The sequence below is a fragment of the Streptomyces sp. NPDC002851 genome (assembly GCF_053591935.1).
Map to the genome: position 1 here is coordinate 38,009 of NZ_JBSFUT010000046.1, position 23,403 is coordinate 61,411.

A 23,403-nucleotide genomic window follows, 5' to 3' on the forward strand; every position below is an offset into this window, starting at 1 on the left:
AAACGTCTTCTCTCCTGCGGTGACAAAGACTTGGGGGCGAATGAGGGGGATGACTGAGGGTCAGATGACCCTCTGGCCCGCGAGGAACTCGGCGAGCTGCTTGCCGCCCTCGCCCTCGTCCTTGACGACTGTGCCCGCGCTGCGGACCGGACGCTCCGCCGTGGAGTCGACGACCGTCCAGGCGCCCTCCAGGCCCACTTCCTCGGCCGCGATGCCCAGATCCGACAGGTCCCAGGAGATCACCGGCTTCTTCTTCGCCGCCATGATCCCCTTGAACGAGGGGTAGCGCGCCTCGCCCGACTGGTCGGTCACCGACACCACCGCCGGCAGCGCAGCCTCCAACCGCTCGGAGGCCGTGTCACCGTCCCGACGGCCCGTCACCACACCCTCAACAACTGCCACCTCGGACAGTAGCGTCACCTGCGGCACCCCCAGACGCTCCGCGAGCAGGGCCGGAACCACACCGGCGGTGCCGTCGGTGGAGGCCATACCGGAGACCACCAGGTCGAAGCCGGCCTTCTCGATTGCTTTCGCCAGCACCAGCGAGGTGCCGATGATGTCGGTGCCGTGCAGGTCCTCGTCCTCGACATGGATCGCCTTGCCCGCACCCATCGACAAGGCCTTGCGCAGTGAGTCCTTCGCGTCCTCCGGACCCACCGTCAGCACGGTGACTTCCGCGTCGTCCGCGTTCCCCGCGATCTGCAGCGCCTGCTCGACCGCGTATTCGTCCAGCTCCGACAGCAGCCCGTCCACGGCATCCCGGTCGACGGTCAGGTCATTAGCGAAATGCCGGTCGCCGGTGGCGTCCGGCACGTACTTCACGGTGACAACGATCCTCAAGCTCACGCCAGCTCTCCATAGTGGTTTCTCATCAAAACAAGGCGAGGAATGCTGAGACGAGCGCTAGGAGACCTCGAAAAGGCCTGCTGCCCCCATGCCCCCGCCTACGCACATCGTGACCACGGCGTAGCGCTCGTGGCGCCGCCGCGCCTCCAGCAACGCGTGGCCAACGAGTCGGGCTCCACTCATGCCGTAGGGGTGACCGATTGCGATGCCGCCGCCGTTGACGTTGAGTTTGTCCGGGTCGATGCCGAGCCGGTCGCGGCAGTACAGGACCTGAGATGCGAAGGCCTCATTGAGTTCCCACACCCCGATGTCATCGACGGAAAGTCCGTGTTCCTTGAGCAACTTGGGGACAGCGAACACGGGACCAATGCCCATTTCGTCGGGCGCGCATCCGGCCACGGCGATGCCTCGATAGAGGCCGAGCGGTTCGAGGCCGCGTCGGGACGCCTCGCCCGCCTCCATCAGGACGGAAGCCGCGGCGCCGTCTGAAAGCTGCGAAGCATTACCTGCCGTGATCGTGGCGGTGTGGTTCACGCGGTCTTCGAGAACCGGGCGGAGACCAGCGAGGCCATCGAGGGTGGTTGTGGGCCTGTTTCCCTCATCCGCGGCGAGAGTGAAGGTTTCACTGGAGGCCCCACCCGCCACACGGCTGCCAGTGAAGGGGACTATCTCCGCCTCGAACAGCCCCAGTTCCTGGGCCCGCGCCGTGCGTTGCTGGGAGGCGAAGGCGAACTGGTCCTGGTCCTGGCGACTGACGCCATAGCGTTCGGCCACGTTCTCCGCCGTTTCCAGCATCGAGACGTACACGGACTGTCCATGCGCCAGCAGCCACGGGTCGCGGCTGCGGTGGGTGTTCCGGGCGTTGTTCTGTACCAGGGAGATCGATTCGACACCTCCGCCGACGGCGATCTGCATGCCGTCGCTGATGATCTCTTTGGCGGCGATGGCGATCGCCATGAGCCCCGAGGCGCACTGCCGGTCGACCGTCATTCCCGGAACCGACGAGGGAAGGCCCGCACGCAGCGCTGCTTGCCGTCCCACGTTGTACCCGGTTGTTCCTTCTGGCATGGCACAACCGAGTACGAGGTCTTCAACCTCGTCACCTATGACCCCGGCCCGCTCGAGTGCGGCCGTGATGGCGTGGGCGGCGAGGTGCTGGCCCTGTGTGTCGTTGAACGAGCCTCGATATGCCTTGCCGATGGGGGTACGCGCTGTCGAGACGACGACTGCTTCCCGCATTTGATCAACTCCTGCCGAGAACCTTGCATGTCTGCTCCCAGCCGATGGCGCAGTGGCACGGAACTCGGTCTGGGAGAAGTGAGGGGGACTAGGGCGTGGCTGTCTCCAGTGCCCGGGCGCGCCGGGCCAGGACCGCGATCGAGGCCAGGGCGACCACCGCGAGGGCGACGATGTAGCCGGACACCGACAGTGCGGTACCGGTGGCCTCCAGCAGCAGCACCATGACGAACGGTGCCAGACCGCCACCCAGCACGGCGGAGAGCTGATAGCCCAGCGAGGCGCCCGTGTAGCGCATCTCGGCCGAGAAAAGCTCGGCGAACAGCGCGGCCTGCGGCCCGTACATGATGCTCAGGAAGGAGCTGGCGATGAAGGTGCTCACGCCCAGCCAGAGCAGCGAGGCGGTGTCGATCATCAGGAACATCGGGAACGCCCAGACCAGAATGCCGACCGCGCCGAAGGTGTAGATCCGCAGCCGGCCGATCCGGTCGGACAGCGCGGCGGCGGCCGGGATCAGCGCGAGCTGGGTGCAGCTGACGATCAGTGAGACGCCCAGGACCGCCGTGCGCTCCAGGTGCAGTTCACGGGTGGCGTAGTCCAGGACGCCGGTGATGATGATGTAAAATGTCGCGGTGTTCACCGTGAAGGAACCGGCCGCCAGCAGCACCGTCCCCTTGTGGTGACGGAGGACCTCGCGCAGTGGCGAGTGTCCGGACTGCTTCTCCTGGGCGGCCAGTTTGCGCTCGGCGGCCTGGAACTCGGGCGTCTCCTCGACCCGGGTGTGGATGTACCAGGCGAGGATCAGAACCAGCACCCCGACCATGAACGGCAACCGCCAGCCCCAGCCCGCGAATGCCGCGTCGCTGGTGACCGCGCCGACCAGCAGGAACACGGAGTTGGCGGTCACCACTCCGATCGGCACCCCGAGCTGCACCAGTGAGCCGTACAGCCCGCGCTTACCCTCAGGGGCGAACTCGGTCGCCATCAGCATCGCGCCGCCCCACTGGGCGCCGACCGCGAGGCCTTGGCAGATCCGCAGCAGGACCAGCAGGATCGGGGCGGCGAGCCCGATCGTTTCGTACGTTGGCAGCAGACCGATGCCGGTCGTCGCCAGTCCCATGGTCGTGAGTGCCATCACAAGCATCGGCTTGCGTCCGCGCCGGTCACCGAGGTGTCCGGCGATCACGCCGCCGAGCGGCCGGGCAAGGAAACCGACGGCGAAGGTCGCGAATGCGGCGAGCACCCCGGCGGCCTCGCTTCCGGAGGGATAGAACGCGGGGCCCATGACCAGAGCCGCCGCGATACCGAAGACGAAATAGTCGTACCATTCGACGGCCGACGCCATCGCTGCGGCAGTGGCCACCTTGCGGCGGTGCTTGGTGGAGGTTGGTGTGGTGCTGCTGACTGAGGTGGGGGACGTGTCCATTTTGTGCACACTCCGGGGGATGCGGGGGGAGCGGGGATGCGGGGAGAGCTGGGCTGTCAGGTCAGACGCCTGGGTCGGAAGCCTGTGCCGAGAGCGGTAGGCAAGGCGCGCGTTAGGCGACGAAGCGAGAGAGGGTCTCTGCCACGCAGACCGGCTTGTTCTGCCCACGGCGCTCGACAGTGACGCGAACGACTGCCTGTGCATGCGATTCGAAACAGTCGAGGGAGACGAGCTCCACGCCGGCGCGCACCTGTGATTCGACGGGGACTGGCGAGGGGAAACGCACCCTGTTGACTCCGTAGTTCACAGTCATGTTCACGCCTTCAACGCCGTAGACCTCCCAGACGAGCATCGGGAGCATGGACAGCGTCAGGTAGCCGTGCGCAATGGTTTGGCCGAAGGGTCCCCCCGCTGCCTGCTCGGTGTTCACGTGGATCCACTGGTGGTCTCCAGTGGCTTCGGCGAACTGGTCGATCTGGTGCTGAGTGATCGTGTGCCACTCGCTGTATCCGAGGTGTTCTCCAACTGCCTTGGACAGCTCATCGATTCCGTGGAAGGTGCGCATGGGGTACTCACTTCGGTTGTGGACGGTCAGATCAGTTGGCGCAGGAGCGAATCCGCAGGTTGCGGCCTGGCGCGGGCCGTGACTTGGGGCTCAGGTGGTCGGCCCGCCGGCGACGTAGATGACCTGGCCGGACACGAATCCGGCGCCTTCGGCTACCAGGAACGACACGGTGTTGGCGACGTCCTCCGGAACGCCGGCCCGTCGTACGGGAATCTCCTCGGCCCACGAGGCGACGTACTCGTCCCAGGGGATGTTGAGGCGCGCGGCCACGGCCTTGTTCATGTCCGTGGAGATGAAGCCCGGTGCAACCGAGTTGGCGGTGATGCCGAACTTGCCCAGCTCGATGGCAAGGGACTTGGTGAAACCCTGGAGGCCGGCCTTGGCCGCTGCGTAGTTGACCTGGCCGCGGTTCCCCAGCGCCGAGGTCGAGGAGAGGTTGACGATTCTTCCGTAGTGCGCCTCGACCATGTGCTTCTGGACCGCTCTGGTCATCAGGAACGAGCCCCTGAGGTGCACAGCCATCACCGCGTCCCAGTCCGACTCGGACATCTTGAAGATCAGGTTGTCGCGGGTGATTCCGGCGTTGTTGACCAGCACCGTGGGGCTCCCGAGTTCGTCTGCGACTCGGGTCACTGCAGCTTCGACCTGGGCCGCGTCAGCGACGTCCGCACCGACGGCCAGTGCGATGCCGCCTGCTTCTACGATTGCGTCGGCTGTGCTCTTGGCGGAGGTCTCTTCCAGATCGACAACGGCTACCGCCATACCGTCCTGCGACAACCGCAGGGCGGTGGCTGCGCCGAGACCGCGGGCTGCGCCAGTGATGATGGCGACTCGGGGCTGAGGGGCGTTCATGCGTGCCAGTTCTCCTTCTTGGGGCAAATGAGCAGTGGACACAGGTATTTACTAAGCGCTCAGTAACTTCGGTTGAGCTGTCCATGTGAAACGCCATGGGACGGTTCGCGTGCGCCCGAAGTAACCGCTCAGCCCTTGTCTTTGCTCTCGCGCGGCGGCGTACTGGGGGAGGGGGCAGCCGGAGACGAAGCGTTCCCGCTGAGCGACTCCCGCAGTTCGCGCTTGAGGATCTTCCCGGTGATGGTTTTGGGCAATGGATCGGTGCTGATGAGGATCTGGTTCGGGCGCTTGAACTTCGACAGGGCCGTGGCGCAGTGGTCGGCCACCTCTTGCTCGGTGACCGCACCGGCCGTACGCGCGACGACGACGGCCACCGGCCGTTCGCCCCACCGGTCGTCGGCTACCCCCACGACGGCGACCTCGGCCACGCCTGGGCACTCGTGGATGACTTCTTCGATCTCGCTGGGGTAGATGTTGATCCCACCGGTGATGATCATGTCTTTGGTGCGACCCGTGACTGTGAGATAGCCGTCGGCGTCGAGGTGACCGCTGTCGCCGGTGTGGAACCAGCCGTCCCTGAAGGCCGTCTCGTTCTCCTCGGGACGGTCCAAGTAGCCGACCGTGGTCGCAGGTGAGCGCAGCACGATCTCGCCGTCTCCCTCGAAGCCGACAGTGCCGTCGGGGCGCATCACCCCAAGCGTTGTGATGCTGCTGGCCCGGCCCGTCCGACCGGGGTGCGTTCTGCCTTCGGAGGGGGTGATGAACGCTGCGATCAGCGGCATCTCGGTCATGCCGTAGGCCTGAGTGATGGCACATGACGGCAGCGCTTCGTGGAGTGGGTCTGTCACGCTGGCCGGCAGCGGCTCGGCACCGCTCATCACTCGGGTCAGCCTGCTGGTTCTGAGCCTGTCCAGGAGCCGGGGCGAGCCGAGCAACTGCTTCAGCAGCGTAGGGGCGATGAAGGCCCGGCTGGTCCCGGCCCGCTCCACGGTGTCGACGATCCGCTGCAGGGCCTGGCCACCCGTGGGGAGAATCTCGGAACATCCGCCGGCCCACATTTGCGCCAGGGTGATGTGGTGCAGTCCTGCGCTCCATGAGAACGAGGGCACGATGAGGTACTTCTCGTTCGTCGACAATCCCAGATCAGATACCTGGTGCAGCGTGTTCCACAGAATGCCTTGGTGGGTGTGAACCGCGGCCTTGGGTACGCCCGTTGTGCCGGAGGTGTAGTACATCATCGCGGGATCTGTCGGCGAGACAGGGATGTGGGGTGCCTTGTCTGTTCCAAGGGCACAGAGGTCGTCGTAGTCGTGCCGCTTGATCCCGGTCGGCGTCTTGACCGCGCCGACGGCAATGACGGTCTCCGGGGCTGAGGTCATGACCGAGAGCGCCGCCTGGGCGTGCTCGTCGACGATGAGAACCCGTGGCGCGGCGTGCCGGAGCACCGCGTTCACATCATTGCCGGTCAGCAGCACATTGACCGGCAGACACACAGCACCGATAGAGGTGACCGCGAACAGACACTCAATCCATTCGATCCGGTTCCCCATGAGAATCGCGACGCGATCGCCCTTGGCCACTCCCAGCTGCAGGAGTGCGTGGGCCAGGCGCGCGCTGTTGTCGTGCAGCGCGGCGAAACTGCGCGCCTCTGTGCCCAGGGTGAAGGCGTTCTTGCCGGCCGTGCGCGGGTTGAGGGCGTTGCGCTCGAGCACCGAGGAAAGGGTGTAGCTCACCCCCATGGGTTGCTCCTTTCACCATCGTGGACGGACGGCTCCAGGACCTGGGAGATGCCCCGGAACTGTACGGCACGCTTCTCGCGGTAACTGGCGACCCCCTCGGCGAAGTCCGGGCCCCTGAAGGCTTCGGCAAGGAGCCTCTGGTCCTGTTCCACCTCATGCACGTACTGCTGGAGAAATGCACGGCGGAACTGCTGCTTCATGACAGACAGAGAGCCTGGCGCGCATGTGCGGGCCATCTCCGTGGCATATTCCACCGCGGTCTCCACCACCAGCTCCCGGGGGACTGCCCGTGCGGCCAGTCCGATCCGCGCCGCATCCGTACCCCGGATGACCCGGCTGGACAGCAGAAGGTCTCGTGCATGCCCCTCTCCCACGATGCGCGAGAGCAGGAACGTCAGGCCATGCTCGGCGACCACGCCGCGCTGGGCGAATGAGGTCACAAGTTTCGCCTCTTCTGCGACGAAACGAACGTCGCAGAAGAGCGCCTCGACCAGTCCCAGCCCAGCACAGCCCCCGTTGACTGCAGCGATGAGGGGCTTGTCCAGCAGAAGCGGAGCGTGAAAAGAGGAGCCGAAGTGCTCCTTGTCTGGCTCGGCAACGAGTGCGTCGAGTGCCGAAACGTCGGCGCCCGCACAGAAGGCCCGCCCGGTGCCTGTCACCACGACGGCGCGCACATCCGCGTCAGCGGCAGCAGCGGTCAGGATCTCGCGGTACTCGGCATCCATGCCGACCGTCAAGGAATTGAGGGCCTCCGGGCGATTGAAGGTGACGAGAAGGACAGGGCCTCGCTGTTCGCAGAGTACTGATCCGTCCTGACGCTGCTCGATCATGAAGCACGCACCTCTCGCTGGGGGAGGGGCGCCATGGCCGCACCGGTGGTCGGCGGGAGGGCCGCGGGTCGGAGCGCCGCTCGCGCTTGGTCGACTGTCATGTGCCTCGGAGTCCCTTCGTCTGAAACGGGTGTGGCTGGGAAGCCGTCGCCCCCCGGAGCCGTGTCGCGGCAGGCGCTTCCAGTCAAGACTTACTAAGCGCATAGTCAGTTCCGGCTCTGGGTATGTCAAGCATGTGTACCGCCTCCGTCCGCCTATTGGGCTTTTGACGTGGACCTGAGGCTCTTGACCGCGCTTGACAGCGCGTTGACGTCAAGATGAGACTGACTATGCGCTTAGTCAGTGGAGGTATCTATGCGTACCATCTTTGATGGCGATCACGAGGCGTTTCGAGAGTCGGTCCAAACGTTCGTGCGCCGCCACCTGGAACCAGCCCACCAGAAGGCCGCAGAGGACCGCTGCCTGCCCAGGCAGCTCTGGCGAGAGGCTGGGAGCCAGGGTTTCCTCGGTCTGGGGGTTCCCGAGGAGTACGGGGGAAGCGCAGCGCCGGACTACCGGTTCAGTGCCGTGCTGACCGAGGAGCTGGCCGGCCTCAGTGCGGCTGTAGCCTCGAGCTTCAGCATTCACTACGACGTTGTCGCGCCCTACCTGGTGGAGCTCGGTACGGATGAGCAGCGCGAGCGTTGGCTCCCGGCATTCTGCAGCGGCGAGACGATCAGTGCGATTGCGATGACCGAACCGTCGGGCGGCACTGATCTTGCGTCGCTCAAGACCACCGCGAAGCGGGTCGGCAACAAGTGGGTCCTGAATGGGGCCAAGACGTTCATCACCAACGGCGCTGGCGCCGACCTTGTCATAGTGGCCGCTCGCACCGGCCCCGGTGAGCGGTCGAAGGGCATCAGTCTGTTCCTGGTGGGCGCCGCGCAACCCGGCTTCCGGCGTGGGCGCAAGCTGGACAAGGTCGGACAGCCCGAGTCCGACACCGCTGAACTCTTCTTCGACGACCTGGAACTCGACGACTCAGCTTTGCTCGGAGAAGTCGGGCGCGGTTTCGTGTACATGATGGAGCGGCTGCCGCAAGAGCGCATCAGTGGTGCCATCAGCAACATCGCCCATGTGCGCCCGCTCCTGGAGGAGACGATTGCCTACGCTCGTGAGCGTCAGGCCTTCGGCCGCCCCATTGGTTCATTCCAGCACAACAAGTTCGTGCTGGCGGAAATGACCACCAAGGTCGAGGTCACGCAGGCCTTCGTCGACCAGTGCCTCGGGGAGCATGCTGAGGGGCGCCTGGATGCGGTGCAGGCCGCCAAGGCCAAGTGGTGGACGGCACAAGTGCAGAACGAGGTGATCGATGCTTGCGTCCAGATCTTTGGCGGATACGGGTACATGCGTGAGTACCGGATCGCGCGCGCCTGGATGGATGCACGCGTGACGAAGATCTGGGCCGGATCGAACGAAATCATGAAGGAACTGATCGGCCGTGACCTCGGCCTATAGCCGCCGCTCCGCCGGGCGGTCAGGCAGTGGGACGGGTTTTTCGCGAAGTCTTCGCCAGGGCAGGGTTGGTGACCATCCCCAGTGCGAGGTCGGCGTAGAACTCGCCGATCTGCTCGGGCGATTCCGAACCGTCGAGGCGGTACCAGCGAACCAGGTCGATCGCGAGGGAGTTCATGGCGCGAACAACTCGGTTCACGTCGACCTCCACGAAGGAGCCATCCGAAACCCCGCGGGTCACCGCTTTGCGGAACACGTCCGTGGTCTCCTGCCGAATGTGCCGAATCTCCTCGTAGTGCTCCGGGGTCAGGGCCGCCATCTCGTTCTGGTTGACCCGCCCCGCTACATGGTGGCGGGCGTGCCAGATCACATACCGGGAGAAGATCATCCGGAGATGGGCGGAAGGATCGTCTTCCTCCGGACCCTGCACCGCTGCAAGGGCACTCTTGTGTCCCACGCGCGAGATCGTGTAGAGCACGTCCTCCTTCGAATCGAAGTGGACGTACAGCGCGGCAGGGCTCAACTCGGCGCCCGCGGTGATGTCTCTCGTCGTCGTGGCGTGGAAGCCCTTCGCTGCGAAACACCGGACAGCGGAGGTGAGCATGCTCTGGGCGACTTCCCCGAAGCCAAATGCCCACAGCCTCGGCGAGTCGTCCTCAAGGCGCGAGTCCTGGGGCACCTCAGCGTGCGCTGTGCTCGAGCGCTTCGCCGACTTCATTCTGACTCCTTTGATGCGCGGCCGTGCCGCACAGGCGCGTGATCGATGTGGCCATCGCCAACATCGTAAGTGACTGTGCGCTCACTTACCCAATGGGGTGAGTCCCCGCACTCAGCACGTGGTCCACCGTACGGCCGGCGTCCCCCGGCCGTCGGATCAACTTCAACCTGCCTCTCGTGACATGTCTAGCCAAGGGGAGAACCCATGCAGGACCGACAGCATCTCTACATCGGCGGTGCCTGGGTACCGTCGGATTCCGGGCAAGTGATCGAGGTCGAGAACCCTGCGACGGAGCAGGTCCTGGCCACCGTTCCGGCCGGGTCCGCCTCTGACGTGAACCGGGCGGTCGCTGCCGCCCAGACAGCATTTCCTGCCTGGGCGCAGACCTCGCCCAGCGAGCGGGCTGACCTCCTGCGGCGGATCCAGGAAGGACTCGCCAAGCGTTCCCAGGAGATCGCGGAAACGATCTCCGCCGAGATGGGCTGCCCCATCCGGACCGCAAGTCGGATCCAAGCAGCTCTCCCGCTGACCGTGATCGGCAGCTACGCGGAGCTGCTGGAGTCCTACGAGTTCGACGAACGCGTAGGGAACACGATCGTCACCCGTGAGGCCGCTGGAGTCGTTGGCGCCATCACCCCGTGGAACTACCCGCTCCACCAGATCACCAGCAAGCTGGCGCCAGCCCTGGCGGCAGGCTGCACCCTCGTCCTCAAACCGAGTGAAGTAGCGCCCATGGTGGCCTACCTCCTGTTCGACGTGCTGCACGAGGCCGGTGTGCCCGCCGGTGTCGTCAACCTGGTTCCCGGATACGGGACATCTGTCGGCGAAGCGATCGCGGGCCACTCGGGAATCGACGTAGTGTCATTCACGGGCTCAGTTGGTGCAGGATCCCGCGTTGCCGAACTGGCTGCACGGAACATCACCCGAGTGACGCTGGAACTGGGTGGAAAATCCGCCAACGTGCTGCTGCCAGACGCTGATATCTCCACTGCGGTCAAGGCCGGTGTGGGTAATGCCTTCCTCAACGGAGGCCAGACATGCACTGCGTGGACGCGCATGCTCGTGCACGAGGACTCCTACAGCGACGCCGTCGAGCTCGCTGCATCCATTGCAGCCAGCAGCTACACGCCCGGAGACCCACTGGACCCCTCGACAAAGCTCGGCCCTATGGCTTCCGCAGCGCAGCGAGACCGCGTACGCGGCTTCATTCGCACGGGTGTCGACGAAGGCGCCCGCATCGTTGCTGGCGGCTGTGATCAGCCCGAAAGCGTGGAACGGGGACACTACGTGTCACCCACAATCCTGGCAGACGTGGCGCCTGATTCCACCGTGGCCCAGCAGGAGATCTTCGGTCCTGTGCTCTCCATACTGCGCTACTCGGACGAGGGGCACGCACTGGAGATCGCAAACAACTCGGAGTACGGGCTGTCCGGCGCCGTGTGGTCGGCTGACCAGGACCGCGCACTGGCCTTTGCCCGGCGCGTACGTACAGGGGCCGTTGACGTCAACGGTGGACGATTCAACTCACTCGCCCCGTTCGGCGGCTACAAGCACTCCGGAATTGGCCGCGAGCTGGGAAGGTTCGGCCTTGAGGAGTTCCTTGAGACGAAGGCGATCCAGCTCTGAACCACCGCCGGCACGGGCCGGCACCGCAGGCCCACGGTGAGGCCGGCCGGACCGGCCCCGGCCTCACCGTGGGGTGGTCCGTACCGGCCAGACCTTAGGATGCGCCGATGGACTACGGGCGTATGGTGCACTTCCTCACCGTCGTCGACCTGGGAACGGTCACCGCGGCCGCGGCCGCCCTGCACCTGACCCAACCCGCACTGAGCCGCCAGCTCAAGGCGCTGGAACGGGACTTGGGCATGCGGCTTTTCGAGCTGCACGGGAACCGTCTCGAACTGACCGCGGCGGGCCGCTCCTTCGTGCCGCTGGCGCGTGACCTGGTTGCCAGGACGCGGGTCGTGCGCGAGGCCGTCGACGTCCTCAAGTCCGGGCGAGTGGCGCAGTTGGTCGTGGCCGCCACCTCCGCGTCGGTCCGCAGTTTCGTTGCACCATTCATCGCGACCACGACGACGGCCGATCCCGTGCTGCTGACCCGCACGGCGAGCCATTTCGAGCTGGACATCACGCTCCATCAGGATGCCGACTTGATCGTGTCGCCCGCGCCGCGTTCCGAAGGGCTGGCGAGTGTGGACCTCGGCGACAGCCCGCTCAAGGCGTACGTGGCGCCCGGCCACCGCTGGGCCGAAGGCGGGCAGCAGCGCGTCGGGCTCACCGAACTGTGTGGGGAACACCTGCTGGTGCACTCGCGCTCCAGCGTCAGCCGCGGCGTCCTGGACACCGCGCTCGGCCGCTCGCGGCTGTCCCCGGCCCGGATGACCGAGTGTGACGACGGCCCCACCATCCAGGCGCTTGCCGCCTCCGGGCACGGCGTGGCCATCACCACCGAACTGCCTCGCTTCGAGGCGCGCCCGCTGCCCGTGGTTGACGAGGACGGGGCACTGCTGTCCGTACCGCTGCACGTGGCCTGGCTGCCCGACCACGTCGCGGCTGAGACGATCGCGGAACTCGGCCTCCGGCTGCGGTCCTTCCTGCGGGGCCAGAACGGGCACGTCACCCCGTCATCCCGACCCTCCTGAACTCCGCCGGGCCGGCCGACGAGCAGTATGCCGCCGCAACATGGTGACCCTGCGGAACAGGCATTGGACGCCCTCCGAGCTGCGCTTCGATACTGAGACGCAGCAACGCTGAACCCGCCGCCCTCAGGGTCGAGCGGCACCCAAGGCGACGTACGCCGACAGCGGCACCCTCCCCCTTCTTCCTCCAGCCCTCTGCGGCCGTGAGCGCTGTCGGCGTGCCTCGTCCCTTTCGGAAGGAGACGCCTGTGGCACCCCAGCCGCAGTCCAGCCATCAGCACCGCAGCGCTGGCCACGCCCTCGTCGACGCGCTCGCCCTCCACGGAGTGGAGCGGGTGTTCGCGGTGCCGGGCGAGAGCTACCTCGACGTACTGGACGGCCTGCACGACGCGAAGATCGCCACCGTCGTCTGCCGTCACGAGGGCGGCGCAGCGTACATGGCCGAGGCGCACGGAAAGCTTACCGGGGAACCCGGCGTCGCCATGGTGACCCGTGGGCCCGGCGCCGCCAACGCCCTGGTCGCTGTGCACGCGGCTTGGCAGGATGCCACGCCGATGGTGCTCTTCGTGGGCCTGATACCGACCGCGCACCGGGGTCGTGAAGCGTTCCAGGAGTTCTCCCCCGAGGCATGGTTCGGAACCCAGGCCAAGAAGGTGCTGACCCTGGAGACCCCGCACCGGGCCGGGGAAGTCGTCGCCGAGGCATTCTTCGCCGCCCGCTCGGGACGGCCAGGCCCCGTCGTGGTGGGACTGCCCGAGGACATGTTGCTCGGGCCGGGCCCGGATGAGGACACCCCGCCCCGGCCGGTCTCCGACGGCGGCGTCGCTGGCGAGGAACTCCAGGCGCTGTGGGCCGCGTTGACGTCCGCGCACCGCCCGCTGATCCTCGCCGGGGGACCCCGCTGGACGCCCGCCGCGGCACACCGGTTGACCGCGTTCGCGGAACGCCACCGCATTCCCGTCGCCCAGGACTGGCGGGCAAGTGACCGGGTCCCCAGCACCTCCCCGGTCCACATCGGACAGCTGGGGCACGGCCGCCACGACTCCGTCGCGCGCATGCTCGCCGACGCGGACCTGCTGCTGTGCGTGGGCACGGTCCCCGGAGACGTGGCCACGGACGGGTACACCCTGCGCCAGTCACCCACCGCCACCACCTTCGTGGCCTCGCCCGATCCGGATCTGCGTGGTCACAGCGGCGGCCTGGTCCGGCACCTGCTCGCCGCCCCGGACGCCTTCACGCGGGCCCTGGACGCGCTGGACGCCCCGGAAGCCCTGGTGCACGCCGACTGGTCCGAGTGGACCGCGTCCGGCCGGGCCGCGCAGGAGGCGTTCGCCGCGTTCCCCGACGGCGAGCAGGACCTGCCACGGACCGCACCCCGCACCGTACGCATGACCCGTGTCGTCGAGGAACTGGTCTCGCTGCTGCCGGGCGACGCGGTCCACACCTACGGAGCCGGCAACCACTGTGGCTGGGCCCAGCGCTACTTTCCGACCCCGGTCTTCCCCAGCCAACTCAGCATGCGCAACGGCTCGATGGGCTACAGCGTGCCCGCCGCCGTCGCTGCCTCGCTGGCCGCACCGGAACGGCTCGCCGTGGCCGTCGCGGGCGACGGCGAGTTCCTCATGAACGGCCAGGAACTGGCCACCGCCGTGCAGTACGGAGCCGCGCCGCTGGTCCTCGTCATGGACAACGGGCAGTACGGCACCATCCGCTCCCACCAGGAGCAGCACTATCCGGGCCGGGTTTCCGGAACCCAGCTCAGCAACCCGGACTTCGCCGCCTTCGCCCGGTCTTTCGGCGCGTACGCCGAGACCGTGACCGACGACGCGTACGCGCCGGCCGCCGTACGCAGGGCCCTGGACGCGGTCCTCGGGGCGGACGGCCCGCGCCGCCCCGCGCTCCTCCACCTCGTCGTCGACCCGCGCATCCTCGTCCCGTGAGCGACGCCTCGACCCGCCGCACCGCACGCACAGGGAGAAACCCATGACCGAGGCACGGCAGGAACAGCCCTTCCAGGTGGTCGACCCGGCCACCGGCGTTGCCGAACCCGCCCGCGCCGCCGCGAGCGAGGAGGAGCTGGATCACGCGGTGGCCACGGCGTACCGCGCCTACACGCGGGGCCGCGCGACACCGATGTCCGAACGGATCGCGGCACTGCGCCACGTCGCGGACCAACTCGACCGGCAGCGCGAGGCGTTGGCAGCCATCGCCACCCACGAGATGGGCAAACCCGTATGGCAGGCCCTGGGCGAAGTGGACCTGTGCGCGGCCATCTACCGCTACTACGCCGACCACGCGGCGGAACTGCTTGCCGCCCCCCAGCCGGTCGCCGCCCGCGGCCGGGCCGTCGTACGGCGGGAGCCCGTGGGCCCGCTGCTCGGCGTGATGCCGTGGAACTACCCCTACTACCAGGTAGCCAGGTTCGCGGCACCCAACTTGCTCCTCGGCAACACGGTGCTGCTCAAGCCCGCGCCGCAGTGCCCCACCTCCGCGCTGGCCCTCCAGGAGCTGCACGCGGGCGCGGGGTTCGAGCCCGGCGCGTACACCATGGTGCTGGCCACCGAACAGCAGGTGGCGCGGCTGATCGCGGACGACCGGGTGCGAGGAGTCTCGCTGACCGGGTCCGAGCGGGCCGGTGCGGCGGTGGCACAGATCGCGGGCGCGAACCTGAAGAAGGTTGTCCTCGAACTCGGCGGCTGCGACCCGTACGTGGTGCTTGGCCCGGTGGACCTGGAGCGTGCGGTGCGCGACGCGGTCACCGGCCGGTTCGGGAACGCCGGCCAGGCCTGCAACGCGGCGAAGCGGATCGTGGTGACGGACGAGCTGTACGAGGAGTTCACCGAGCGCTTCACGGCCGCTGTGGCAGCCATCCAGCCCGGTGACCCCGCCGACCCGTCGACTTTCCTCGGCCCGCTGTCCTCCCGCGCCGCCCTCGACACGCTGTCCGACCAGGTCACGGACGCGCTGGACCTCGGCGCCACGGCCCTGACCGGCGGGGCGCCGCTGGAGCAGCCCGGGGCCTGGTTCGCCCCCACCGTGCTGACCGGCGTCACCCCGAAGATGCGGGCCTGGCGGGAGGAGCTCTTCGGCCCCGTGGCGATCGTCCACCGGGTGCCCGACGAAGCCGCAGCCGTGGAGCTGGCCAACGACAGCCCGTACGGGCTCGGCGCGGTCGTCCAGTGCGACGACCCGGAGGTGTGCCGGCGGGTCGCCGAGCAGCTGGAGGTCGGCATGGTGCACCTCAACGAACCGCCGGGCACCGCCCCCGAGCTGCCCTTCGGCGGCGTCAAACGCTCAGGCACCGGAAGGGAGCTGGGCCGCTGGGGCCTGGACGAGTTCGCCAACTTCAAGCTGATCCACCGCGCCTGCTGACCGACCTCCCCTATCCTTGTGAGGCACGCATGAGTCAGAACCAGCCCACCCCCGTGGCCACGGACAGCCGCCGCCGTCGCTCGATGACAGGCGCGTTCGTCGGTACCGCGATCGAGTGGTACGACTTCTTCCTGTTCGGCACCGCGGCCGCACTGGTCCTCGGCCCCACGTTCTACCCGTCCGCCGCCCCGGGCACGGCACTCCTGGCCTCGTTCGCGACGTTCTGGGTCGGCTTCCTGACCCGCCCGCTGGGCGGAGTGCTGTTCGGCCACCTCGGCGACCGCCTCGGACGCAAGAACACCCTCGTGGCGACGCTGCTGCTGATGGGAGTCTCCACCACGCTCATTGGTGTCCTGCCCGGCTACGACACGCTCGGCATCGCGGCGCCGATCCTCCTGGTCGTCCTGCGCGCCTGCCAGGGCCTCGCGGTGGGCGGCGAGTGGAGCGGCGCCGTCCTGATGGCCACCGAGAACAGCAGCAAGGACCGGAGGATCACAGCCGGCTCCTGGGTGCAGCAGGGTTCACCGGCCGGGTCGATCCTCGCGACGGTCATGTTCCTGCTCGTGGGCCTGCTCCCGGACGCCCAGTTCGAGGCGTGGGGCTGGCGAGTGCCGTTCCTGTTCTCCGCCGTGCTCGTCGTCGTGGGCCTACTGATCCGGCGCAACCTGGAGGAGTCCCTGGACTTCCAGGCCGCCAAGGCCCGCCAGGAGGTGGTACGCGCTCCCGTCGTCGAGGTCTTCCGCAGCTCGTCCCCGCTGGTGCTGCTCGGCGCGGCATCGTCGATCATCGGCATCTCCGCGGCGTTCTTCAACAACACCTTCCTGCTGGCCTGGACGACCGAGGACCTGGGCCTGGACCGGCAGCACATCCTGAACATCCTGCTGCTCATGGCCGTACTGCAATTCGTGTGGCAGCCGTTCGCCGCGTCGCTCGCCGAGCGGTACGGGGCGCTGCGGGTGATGGTCTCGGGGCTCGTGGTGAACCTCCTGGCGGTGTTGCCCCTCTTCCTCGCCATCCAGGCCCGCAGCGTGGTGCTGATCGCGGCGGCCCTGGCCGTCACCACCATCGGTGTTTGCGCCTACTACGCGATCCTCGCCAGCTTCATCTCGGGCGTCTTCCCCGCCCGCGTCCGCTACTCGGGAGCGGCCCTCGCCAACGGCATCTGCGCCTGCGTCATCGGCGGGTCGAGCCCGCTGATCGCGCAGTGGATCTTGGACAGCACCGGCGGCTCGCCCTGGGGCGTCGCCGCCTTCTACGCAGCCCTGATCCTTGCCACCATCGCCGGGGTCACCGCACTGGCGCGCCGCAGCAGGACCGCGGGCGAAGCCGTTCCAACCGGCCCCCGCGTGGACAAGGAGCTGCACGATGCGCATTGACGCCGTCTACGTCAACGGCCACATCCGTACGCTCGACCCGGATCGGCCGCACGCCCGACGGCTCGGAGTGGTGCAAGGCCGGATCGTCGGCCTGGACGAGGAGCTCGACGGGGTGGTTGCCGAGCGGGTGGTCGACCTCCGTGGAGCGCATGTCCTGCCCGGATTCCACGACGCGCATCACCATCTCTCCGCGACCGGTGAGCGGTTGGCCACACTGGACCTGCGCCCCGGCAGGGTCGACACGCTGGACAAGCTGTACGCGGCAGTGCGCGCACACGCCCGCACACTCGCGCCCGGTGCGTGGGTACGGGGCGCCGGGTACGACCAGAACGTTCTGGGAGCGCATCCGACGGCGGAGGCGCTGGACAGAGCGGCGGACGGACGCCCTGTGCTGCTGGAACACGTCTCCGGACACATGCTGACAGCCAGTACAGAGGTGTTCGCACGGGCCGGCCATCCCGGCCGGGAAGGCGTACCGGACGTCGGGGGCGGCATCGTGAACCGCGACGCGGACGGGCGTGCGGAGGGGCTCCTCCAGGAGACAGCGATGGCGCTGGCGCACGACCTGGTGCGGCCACTCTCGACCGAGCGGATCGTGCACCACCTGGATCTCGCTTCCCGGCACGCCCTCGCGCACGGGATCACCAGCGTCACGGATCCTGGTCTTGGCGACCCGAAGAACCTCGGGAACTCACCTGCTGACCTGCACGCCTACCAGGTGGCGAGGGAGCGGGGTGTGCTGGGACCGCGGACGACGGTCATGCCGTACCTGACAACACTTCATCCCCTGGCGGGATTCGCCGAAGAGGACGAGTGGGTCGGGCTGGACCTGGGGCTGCGGACCGGCTTCGGGGACGGGCGGTTGCGAATGGGCCCGGTGAAGGTGTTCGCCGACGGATCGCTGATCGGCAAGTCCGCCGCGATGCACCGTTGCTACCACGGCGAGCCCGCCAACCAGGGCACCATGCGGATCGAGCCGGACCAACTGCGCCGACAAGTGGTAGCGGCACACCGCGCGGGGTGGAGCCTTGCGGTGCACGCGATCGGGGACGCGGCGATCGACCATGCGCTGGACGCGATCGAGGCGGCCGTGCGGGCGGACGAGCGCCCGAACGCTCGGCATCGCATCGAGCACTTCGCGGTGGCGGACGACAGCCAGGTGGCAAGGGCCGCGGCGCTCGGCGTGGTGGCCGTGCCGCAGGGCCGGTTCATCTCAGAGTTCGGGGACGGCATGGCTCGGGTGCTGGGGCCTGAGCGGGCCGCTCTCTGCTACCGCATGCGGTCGCTCCTGCGAGCGGGGATGGTGCTGCCCGGGTCCACTGACTCCCCCGTTGCGGATGCCTCGGTTCTGGAATGTATTCACGACATGGTGAACCGGAGGACCGCTTCTGGCTCGGTTCTTGCCCCGGGCGAGGAGTTGACCGTGGAGGAGGCGGTGCGGGCCTACACTTACGGCTCGGCGTACGCCGAGGGCGGGGAGGCCGACAAGGGGGCGCTCCGCGTGGGCACGTACGCGGACTTCGTGGTCCTGACGGAGGATGTGTTCCAGGTGGATCCCGAGCGCATCCGGGAGGTCGAGGTAGTGGCGACCGTGTTGGCGGGAGAGCCGGTCCACGGCGCGGAGGAATTGCGTGGGTGACCGGCTGTGAGCTGGTTGGCCGTGCCGTCTTCCTCTGAACCGAGACACATGGTGGGTCCCCGCACGCGTGCGCAGGGCATGTGCACCCGGTGGACGTGAGGTCATGGACGGCAGACGCCCCGGCAAGCCACGGACACCTTGATCCCGGGTGTGCTGCAGGCGCTGGATGGAGCTTTCGAGCAAGGCCAGGTCGCGATCATCGGCGGCGTGATGGGGAGGTCAGGAACGGTGATCTGGAGACCCGGGCGGAGGCTCGGTTCCTCGGCGTGGGTGACGCCTTTGTACTGCCCGGCGCCGTGGATGCGCGTGTGCACTCGTACCCCACTCCGGTGAGGGGGATTCAAGGTCTCGCTGTTCACCACCGATCCGGTGCGGTTTCCGCAGATCGGCGAGCCGAGCTGCTCGACGTGCGGCCGGGCCGTCGAGGCTTTGGCTTTTCGTGTGCCTCTTGCCGTCGCTGGGCCTGGGCGGGTGGCGGACCCCTCAGCCCGCCACCCGCCTCACTCAGCCCCGTCAGGAGTAGCTGAGATCAAGGGATGGGCGGGATCGGGACTGTGGGGCTGATCTCGGCGGAGCCGTTGATCATCTTGGTCGCGGCGCCGGCGAGGCGCAGATAGAAGTCCGACGACACCTTGGTGCCGTCGGCGTCGAGGGTCAGGAAGTACTGGTCGGCGGGGATCATCGACTTGTCGGTCGCCGCCGGAGCGATGGCCGTGGTTTCGTCGTACTCGTCGAACATGGCGATGAAGGCGGAGTTTGTGCCGCACTTGGCGATGGCGACGGCCTGCTGCCACATGAAGTCTCCGGCCTTTCGCGGGATTTCGTTGCGCGGCGCGCCTTCCTTCCAGTTGGACCAGGCGAACCCGGGTAGATGACGGGCTGGTAGTCCTGTCCGTTCGCCTTGAGCTGTGCGTAGTCGTCGTCGAAGAGCTTCTGGTCGACGGTGGGGTTGCCGACGTTCCAGGGGGAGACCATGTTGCGGGCGGCGTAGACAGGAGCGAAACCGGGCTTGCCGTTCGAGTCGGTGGCTCTGGCAGCGCCTGACGGCCGAGGCCACAAGGTGCACTTCGTCGGCTCCCTGGCCAACGGCCCGGCCGAACTCGGCCACCGCGCCCACGAGGGCCACAGCGGCTGGCGCATCGACCAATTGAACGCCCACATCGACGCCTGGCTCCGGCAGAGCGATCCCCACACGATTACGCTCCTCATTGGCACGAACGACATTGGGGAGGACGACGACCTGGCCCATGCCCCCCGCGGCTCTCCGCCCTCATCGACCGGAGACGGACAGCCAGGCCGCGGTGCGAACTGTTCGTTGCGACCATCCCGCCCCAGTCCGACGCCACCTTCGAGAACAGAGTCAGGGCGTACAACGCCGCGCTCCCGGAGATGGTCGCCCGGAAGGGGCCGCACGCCCATCTCGTGCCGATCTACGACACGCTCTCCACCGCTGACTTGGCAGACGGCGTTCACCTCACCGAGGACGGTTACCGAGAGGTGGCCGCAGCCTGGTACGACGCCTTGCAAGCCGTCCCCGGGGCACTCGTGCCGACGTCCATGCGCGCTGCACGCGTGGAACCGTAGACCAGAAAGCCCGCTCGCTGTCGGTGAGTTGAAGCCCCTCAGGCTGTCGCCTGGGCAGCGGCTAGTTTTCGATGGGCACTTCGGCTCAGGCGCGCCGTGTGTTGATCTACGATCCACGCAGGCCGATCCACGCAGGCCCGCCACGGAGGCTGGTCAGGCGCTCCGTGGTGAGCCGTTCACCTTCTGTGTCCGATCGGGTCAGGGCGAGGCAGGGGGGTGATGGAGTTGAATTTGGCGTGCCGCAACTACCCAGCGCCTCGGTGGTGGCCGGCACCGAAAGCAGTTTTCTCGGTGCCGCATCGGCCACCCCCGTCGTGGAGACCGGTGGCCCTGTCTCCTACGGCATCGCCCAAATCGCCCTCGTGCACCTCGGCGGCACCGACCCGACCGCGCTGCCGCGGGTCACCACACCCGTGCCGTGGGCACCACCCTGCCCGCGGACGTGCCCCGGCAGGCTGGGGCGCGGGATGTCATCCGACTGCCTGCCCCCGATCCCGCGCCCCGTCGTCCGGGACCCTCCCGTTCTCAGCCGCCGTACTCCGTCAGATAGGCGACCGGGTTCGCCTTGTCGGCGGGTCCTCCGGTGCCGTTCACGATGTGTTGGATGGTGCCGGTGCCGCCGCCGAGTGAGACGGCCACCATGTGGTGCAGCCGTACGCCCGCGCGCTCGGGTACCTCGAAGGCACGGTCGGCCACGACGGCCGGGTTCGCGTTGAAGAAGCAGTACGAACCCAGGCCCCACGCCTCGTGCTCGGTCACGCCGTCCGCGACCTTGTACGCGGCGAAGCCCCGCGTGTCGCCGTTCATCCAGGAGCCCTGGTCCGGCGGGTCGTAGGGCATCTCGTTCTGGAAGAAGTAGGTGCGGCCCCGCTCGCCGTTCCACTCCACCTGGTACTTCTGGTAGTGCTCGGCGAACAGCCCGTAGAACGTCACGTCGTCACCGTTGACCACAAGGCCCGTGTCGGCCGGATTGGTGTTCCAGCCGATGCCGTCCCCGTGGTCGCCGCGCCACAGCCAGGTGTGGTCACCGATCACATGGTTGCTGTTGACGACCAGGCTGCGGGTGGCCTGCGCGGCGTGCGGGCCACCGATCCGGAAGAACACGTCGTGCAGCGAGGCCGGGTCGGCGGAGTGGTCGCCGTCGGCGCCCTCGGGCCCGACCTCCATCAGCGCGGGTGAGCCCCCGTCCCCAGCGTCGATCAGAAACCCGGCCAGGTTAACGCCGTCCACGTCGGCGACGGTGACCGCCGCCTTGCCCGCCGCTGGGACGAGCGTGGCGAGCCCGAGGCCGAGCACGACCGTGCCCGCGAGGGTGACGCGGAGCGTGTCGTCCAGGGCGTAAACGCCGGGGGTGAGGAGCAGGTGCTTTCCGGCGTCCAGTGTCTCGTTGATCGCGGCGGCGGAGGTGTCCGGGGTGGCGATGAGGAAGTCCCCGATCGGGAGTGATTCCCCTTCCGGGGTCCCGCCGTCCCAGCTCGGGCCCGTGGAGTCCGTGCGCAGCGCCGGCACGAACACGGCGAACGAGCCCGCGTCGTCCACGTACAGGAACCGTTTCTCGCGCACCTTGGGCGTCTTTTCGACGCGGGTGTACGGCGGGCTCGGGAAGTCGCCCGCGGGGGCGTTCCTGGCGCCCACGAAGACCATGTTCCAGTTGGATCCGTCCCAGCTGCCCCAGTCCGTGTTCCGCGACAGCCACTGCTGCTGCGAGCCGGAGCGCACCTGGCCGTCGACCTTCGTATCGGCCATGAGCCCGCCGCTGGACCAGCCGCCGTCATCCAGGTGGAGGTCGCCGCGCACATGCATACGGCGGTACGGCGCGGCCTGCGAGACGGCCCAGCGGTCGGCGCCGCCTGTGGGGGTGACGCTCAGATTCTCGGCGCAGCGCCAGAAGTTGTGCGTCGCGTTGCCGTCGAACCAGTCCGCTTCCGTATGCACCGCGCCCTTGATCACGACGTCGTCGGGGGAGCGGCCGAGGCCCGCTATATGCGTGTAGAAGCCGATGTTGGCGTCCACGGAGTCGTACGTGCCGGGCTTGAAGAGCAGCGCGAAACGGCCGTCGCCGAACTGGGCCTCTTCCTGTGCGCGGTACACCTCGTCGAGCTTCTGCTGGATCTCGGCGACGGGAGTACCGGGGTCGAACACGGTCACGTTCGGCCCGAAGTCCGGGTCGGCCTGCTGCTCGCCGCCAGGTACGGCCGAGGCTCCGGCGGCGACCCCGACCCCGCCGAGGCCGGCGGCGACGAGGCCGCCGAGGACGGTACGGCGGGGTATGTGGGGGTGGGGAGACATGAGGTGATCCTTTCGTTCGGTGAACTGGCGGCGCCCGTCAAGGAGTTGAGGCTTTGAACGCAACTTCCCCTTAATTTGAGACGTGAGTTGAGTAGTGAAAGAAGTGGCAGTCAAGACATCACGCACAGGTAAGTTCGGGGTGGGACGGACCACATGGCCGTAGGGAACCGGCGGACGTGCGCGATCTGCGCCGCACCAACCGCGCCAGACTGCTACGCCAGCTGTACTTCGAAGGGCCGCTGAGCCCCTAACTCGATCAGGACCGGACGTCCGCCGACCGCACCATCGGCGACCGACGTACGTACCGGCTGTGCACCAGGGACGACAGCGTGCACGCGGACATCCGGCAGTGATCGGCGGATCGCACCTTTGGACTCGTCTACATCGTGTGCGGCACCCTCAGGAGAGCTGCTGCAGAGGACACGTTTTACGCATGCGTATCTGATGGCTATGGCATTCACAACGTGCAGCTTGCGCAGGGGAGCTGACGGTCCCCATGGGCGCTGGGAAGATCTCGCTCAGGTGGGCGTGGACTGTCTTGTGGCGGAGTACTCGTTGGGCGACCGAGCTGGTGCCGGTGCCCACGACTCCGCCGTCGACTACCACGAAGGCGCCGAAGGGGCCTAGGCTGTTTCTCTCGGATCATCGGATCGTTGGTCTGGTGTGTCGTTGAGTGATGCGCAGTGGGCGCGGATCGAGCCGCTGTTGCCGGATCGCGCGCCGCAGCGGGGTGGGCGTTGGCGGGATCACCGGCAGGTGATTGACGCGATCGCGTGGAAGTACCGCACGGGCTCGCCC

The 23,403-nt window shown here is 67.7% G+C and carries 19 protein-coding genes; 9 read left to right on the forward strand and 10 right to left on the reverse strand.

Annotation, left to right across the window (positions count from 1 at the left end; all coding sequences use genetic code 11):
* Positions 1-60: 60 nt before the first annotated feature.
* The 7 genes from ACWD10_RS33710 to ACWD10_RS33740 form a co-directional block, all read right to left on the reverse strand.
* Positions 61-846, reverse strand: coding sequence for an electron transfer flavoprotein subunit beta/FixA family protein (locus ACWD10_RS33710; protein ID WP_451097475.1), 786 nt, complete (start codon positions 844-846; stop codon positions 61-63).
* Between the two features lie 57 nt (positions 847-903).
* Positions 904-2,085, reverse strand: a complete 1,182-nt coding sequence (locus tag ACWD10_RS33715) for an acetyl-CoA C-acyltransferase (protein WP_451097476.1) — start codon at positions 2,083-2,085, stop codon at positions 904-906.
* A gap of 88 nt (positions 2,086-2,173) precedes the next feature.
* Positions 2,174-3,508, reverse strand: a complete 1,335-nt coding sequence (locus tag ACWD10_RS33720) for an MFS transporter (RefSeq protein WP_451097477.1) — start codon at positions 3,506-3,508, stop codon at positions 2,174-2,176.
* A gap of 112 nt (positions 3,509-3,620) precedes the next feature.
* Positions 3,621-4,073, reverse strand: a complete 453-nt coding sequence (locus ACWD10_RS33725) for a MaoC family dehydratase (protein ID WP_451097478.1) — start codon at positions 4,071-4,073, stop codon at positions 3,621-3,623.
* Positions 4,074-4,163: 90 nt separating this feature from the next.
* The gene (gene fabG / locus ACWD10_RS33730; RefSeq protein WP_451097479.1) at positions 4,164-4,925 is read right to left on the reverse strand and encodes a 3-oxoacyl-ACP reductase FabG; all 762 of its coding nucleotides are present in this window, start codon (positions 4,923-4,925) and stop codon (positions 4,164-4,166) included.
* A 128-nt stretch (positions 4,926-5,053) separates the two neighbouring features.
* Complete coding sequence (locus ACWD10_RS33735; RefSeq protein WP_451097480.1) at positions 5,054-6,664, reverse strand: class I adenylate-forming enzyme family protein; 1,611 nt, start codon at positions 6,662-6,664, stop codon at positions 5,054-5,056.
* Positions 6,655-7,494, reverse strand: a complete 840-nt coding sequence (locus ACWD10_RS33740) for an enoyl-CoA hydratase-related protein (protein WP_451097481.1) — start codon at positions 7,492-7,494, stop codon at positions 6,655-6,657. The genes ACWD10_RS33735 and ACWD10_RS33740 overlap by 10 nt, the downstream gene beginning before the upstream one ends.
* A 354-nt stretch (positions 7,495-7,848) precedes the next feature.
* Here ACWD10_RS33740 and ACWD10_RS33745 point away from each other — a divergent pair, with 354 nt between their 5' ends.
* Positions 7,849-8,991: an acyl-CoA dehydrogenase family protein gene (locus tag ACWD10_RS33745; protein WP_451097482.1), complete on the forward strand. Its 1,143-nt coding sequence runs from the start codon at positions 7,849-7,851 to the stop codon at positions 8,989-8,991.
* Between the two features lie 19 nt (positions 8,992-9,010).
* Here ACWD10_RS33745 and ACWD10_RS33750 read toward each other — a convergent pair whose 3' ends face one another.
* Positions 9,011-9,706, reverse strand: coding sequence for a TetR/AcrR family transcriptional regulator (locus ACWD10_RS33750; protein WP_451097483.1), 696 nt, complete (start codon positions 9,704-9,706; stop codon positions 9,011-9,013).
* A 204-nt stretch (positions 9,707-9,910) separates the two neighbouring features.
* Between ACWD10_RS33750 and ACWD10_RS33755 the strand changes: the two genes are divergently transcribed.
* From ACWD10_RS33755 to ACWD10_RS33780, 6 genes are all read left to right on the forward strand, one after another.
* Positions 9,911-11,332, forward strand: coding sequence for an aldehyde dehydrogenase family protein (locus ACWD10_RS33755; RefSeq protein ID WP_451097484.1), 1,422 nt, complete (start codon positions 9,911-9,913; stop codon positions 11,330-11,332).
* Between the two features lie 107 nt (positions 11,333-11,439).
* Positions 11,440-12,348: a LysR family transcriptional regulator gene (locus tag ACWD10_RS33760; protein WP_451097485.1), complete on the forward strand. Its 909-nt coding sequence runs from the start codon at positions 11,440-11,442 to the stop codon at positions 12,346-12,348.
* 245 nt (positions 12,349-12,593) lie between these two features.
* A complete protein-coding gene (locus ACWD10_RS33765) occupies positions 12,594-14,285 on the forward strand; it encodes a thiamine pyrophosphate-dependent enzyme (protein WP_451097486.1) in 1,692 nt (563 codons plus the stop codon).
* A gap of 43 nt (positions 14,286-14,328) precedes the next feature.
* Positions 14,329-15,717, forward strand: coding sequence for an NAD-dependent succinate-semialdehyde dehydrogenase (locus ACWD10_RS33770; protein WP_451097487.1), 1,389 nt, complete (start codon positions 14,329-14,331; stop codon positions 15,715-15,717).
* A gap of 29 nt (positions 15,718-15,746) precedes the next feature.
* Entirely contained in the window at positions 15,747-17,093 is a 1,347-nt protein-coding gene (locus tag ACWD10_RS33775; protein WP_451097488.1) for an MFS transporter, read from the forward strand.
* Positions 17,083-18,732, forward strand: coding sequence for an amidohydrolase (locus ACWD10_RS33780; RefSeq protein WP_451097489.1), 1,650 nt, complete (start codon positions 17,083-17,085; stop codon positions 18,730-18,732). The genes ACWD10_RS33775 and ACWD10_RS33780 overlap by 11 nt, the downstream gene beginning before the upstream one ends.
* Before the next feature lie 529 nt (positions 18,733-19,261).
* Here the strand turns inward: ACWD10_RS33780 and ACWD10_RS33785 are convergent.
* Positions 19,262-19,528, reverse strand: coding sequence for a hypothetical protein (locus ACWD10_RS33785; RefSeq protein WP_451097490.1), 267 nt, complete (start codon positions 19,526-19,528; stop codon positions 19,262-19,264).
* Positions 19,529-20,121: 593 nt separating this feature from the next.
* Here ACWD10_RS33785 and ACWD10_RS33790 point away from each other — a divergent pair.
* Complete coding sequence (locus ACWD10_RS33790; protein WP_451097491.1) at positions 20,122-20,316, forward strand: hypothetical protein; 195 nt, start codon at positions 20,122-20,124, stop codon at positions 20,314-20,316.
* A 525-nt stretch (positions 20,317-20,841) separates the two neighbouring features.
* On the opposite strand, the gene ACWD10_RS33795 is transcribed toward ACWD10_RS33790, so the two are convergent.
* Entirely contained in the window at positions 20,842-22,605 is a 1,764-nt protein-coding gene (locus tag ACWD10_RS33795; RefSeq protein ID WP_451097492.1) for a coagulation factor 5/8 type domain-containing protein, read from the reverse strand.
* Positions 22,606-23,268: 663 nt separating this feature from the next.
* Here ACWD10_RS33795 and ACWD10_RS33800 point away from each other — a divergent pair.
* Positions 23,269-23,403: transposase (locus tag ACWD10_RS33800; RefSeq protein ID WP_451097495.1), on the forward strand; the 135-nt coding region annotated here is incomplete at its 3' end.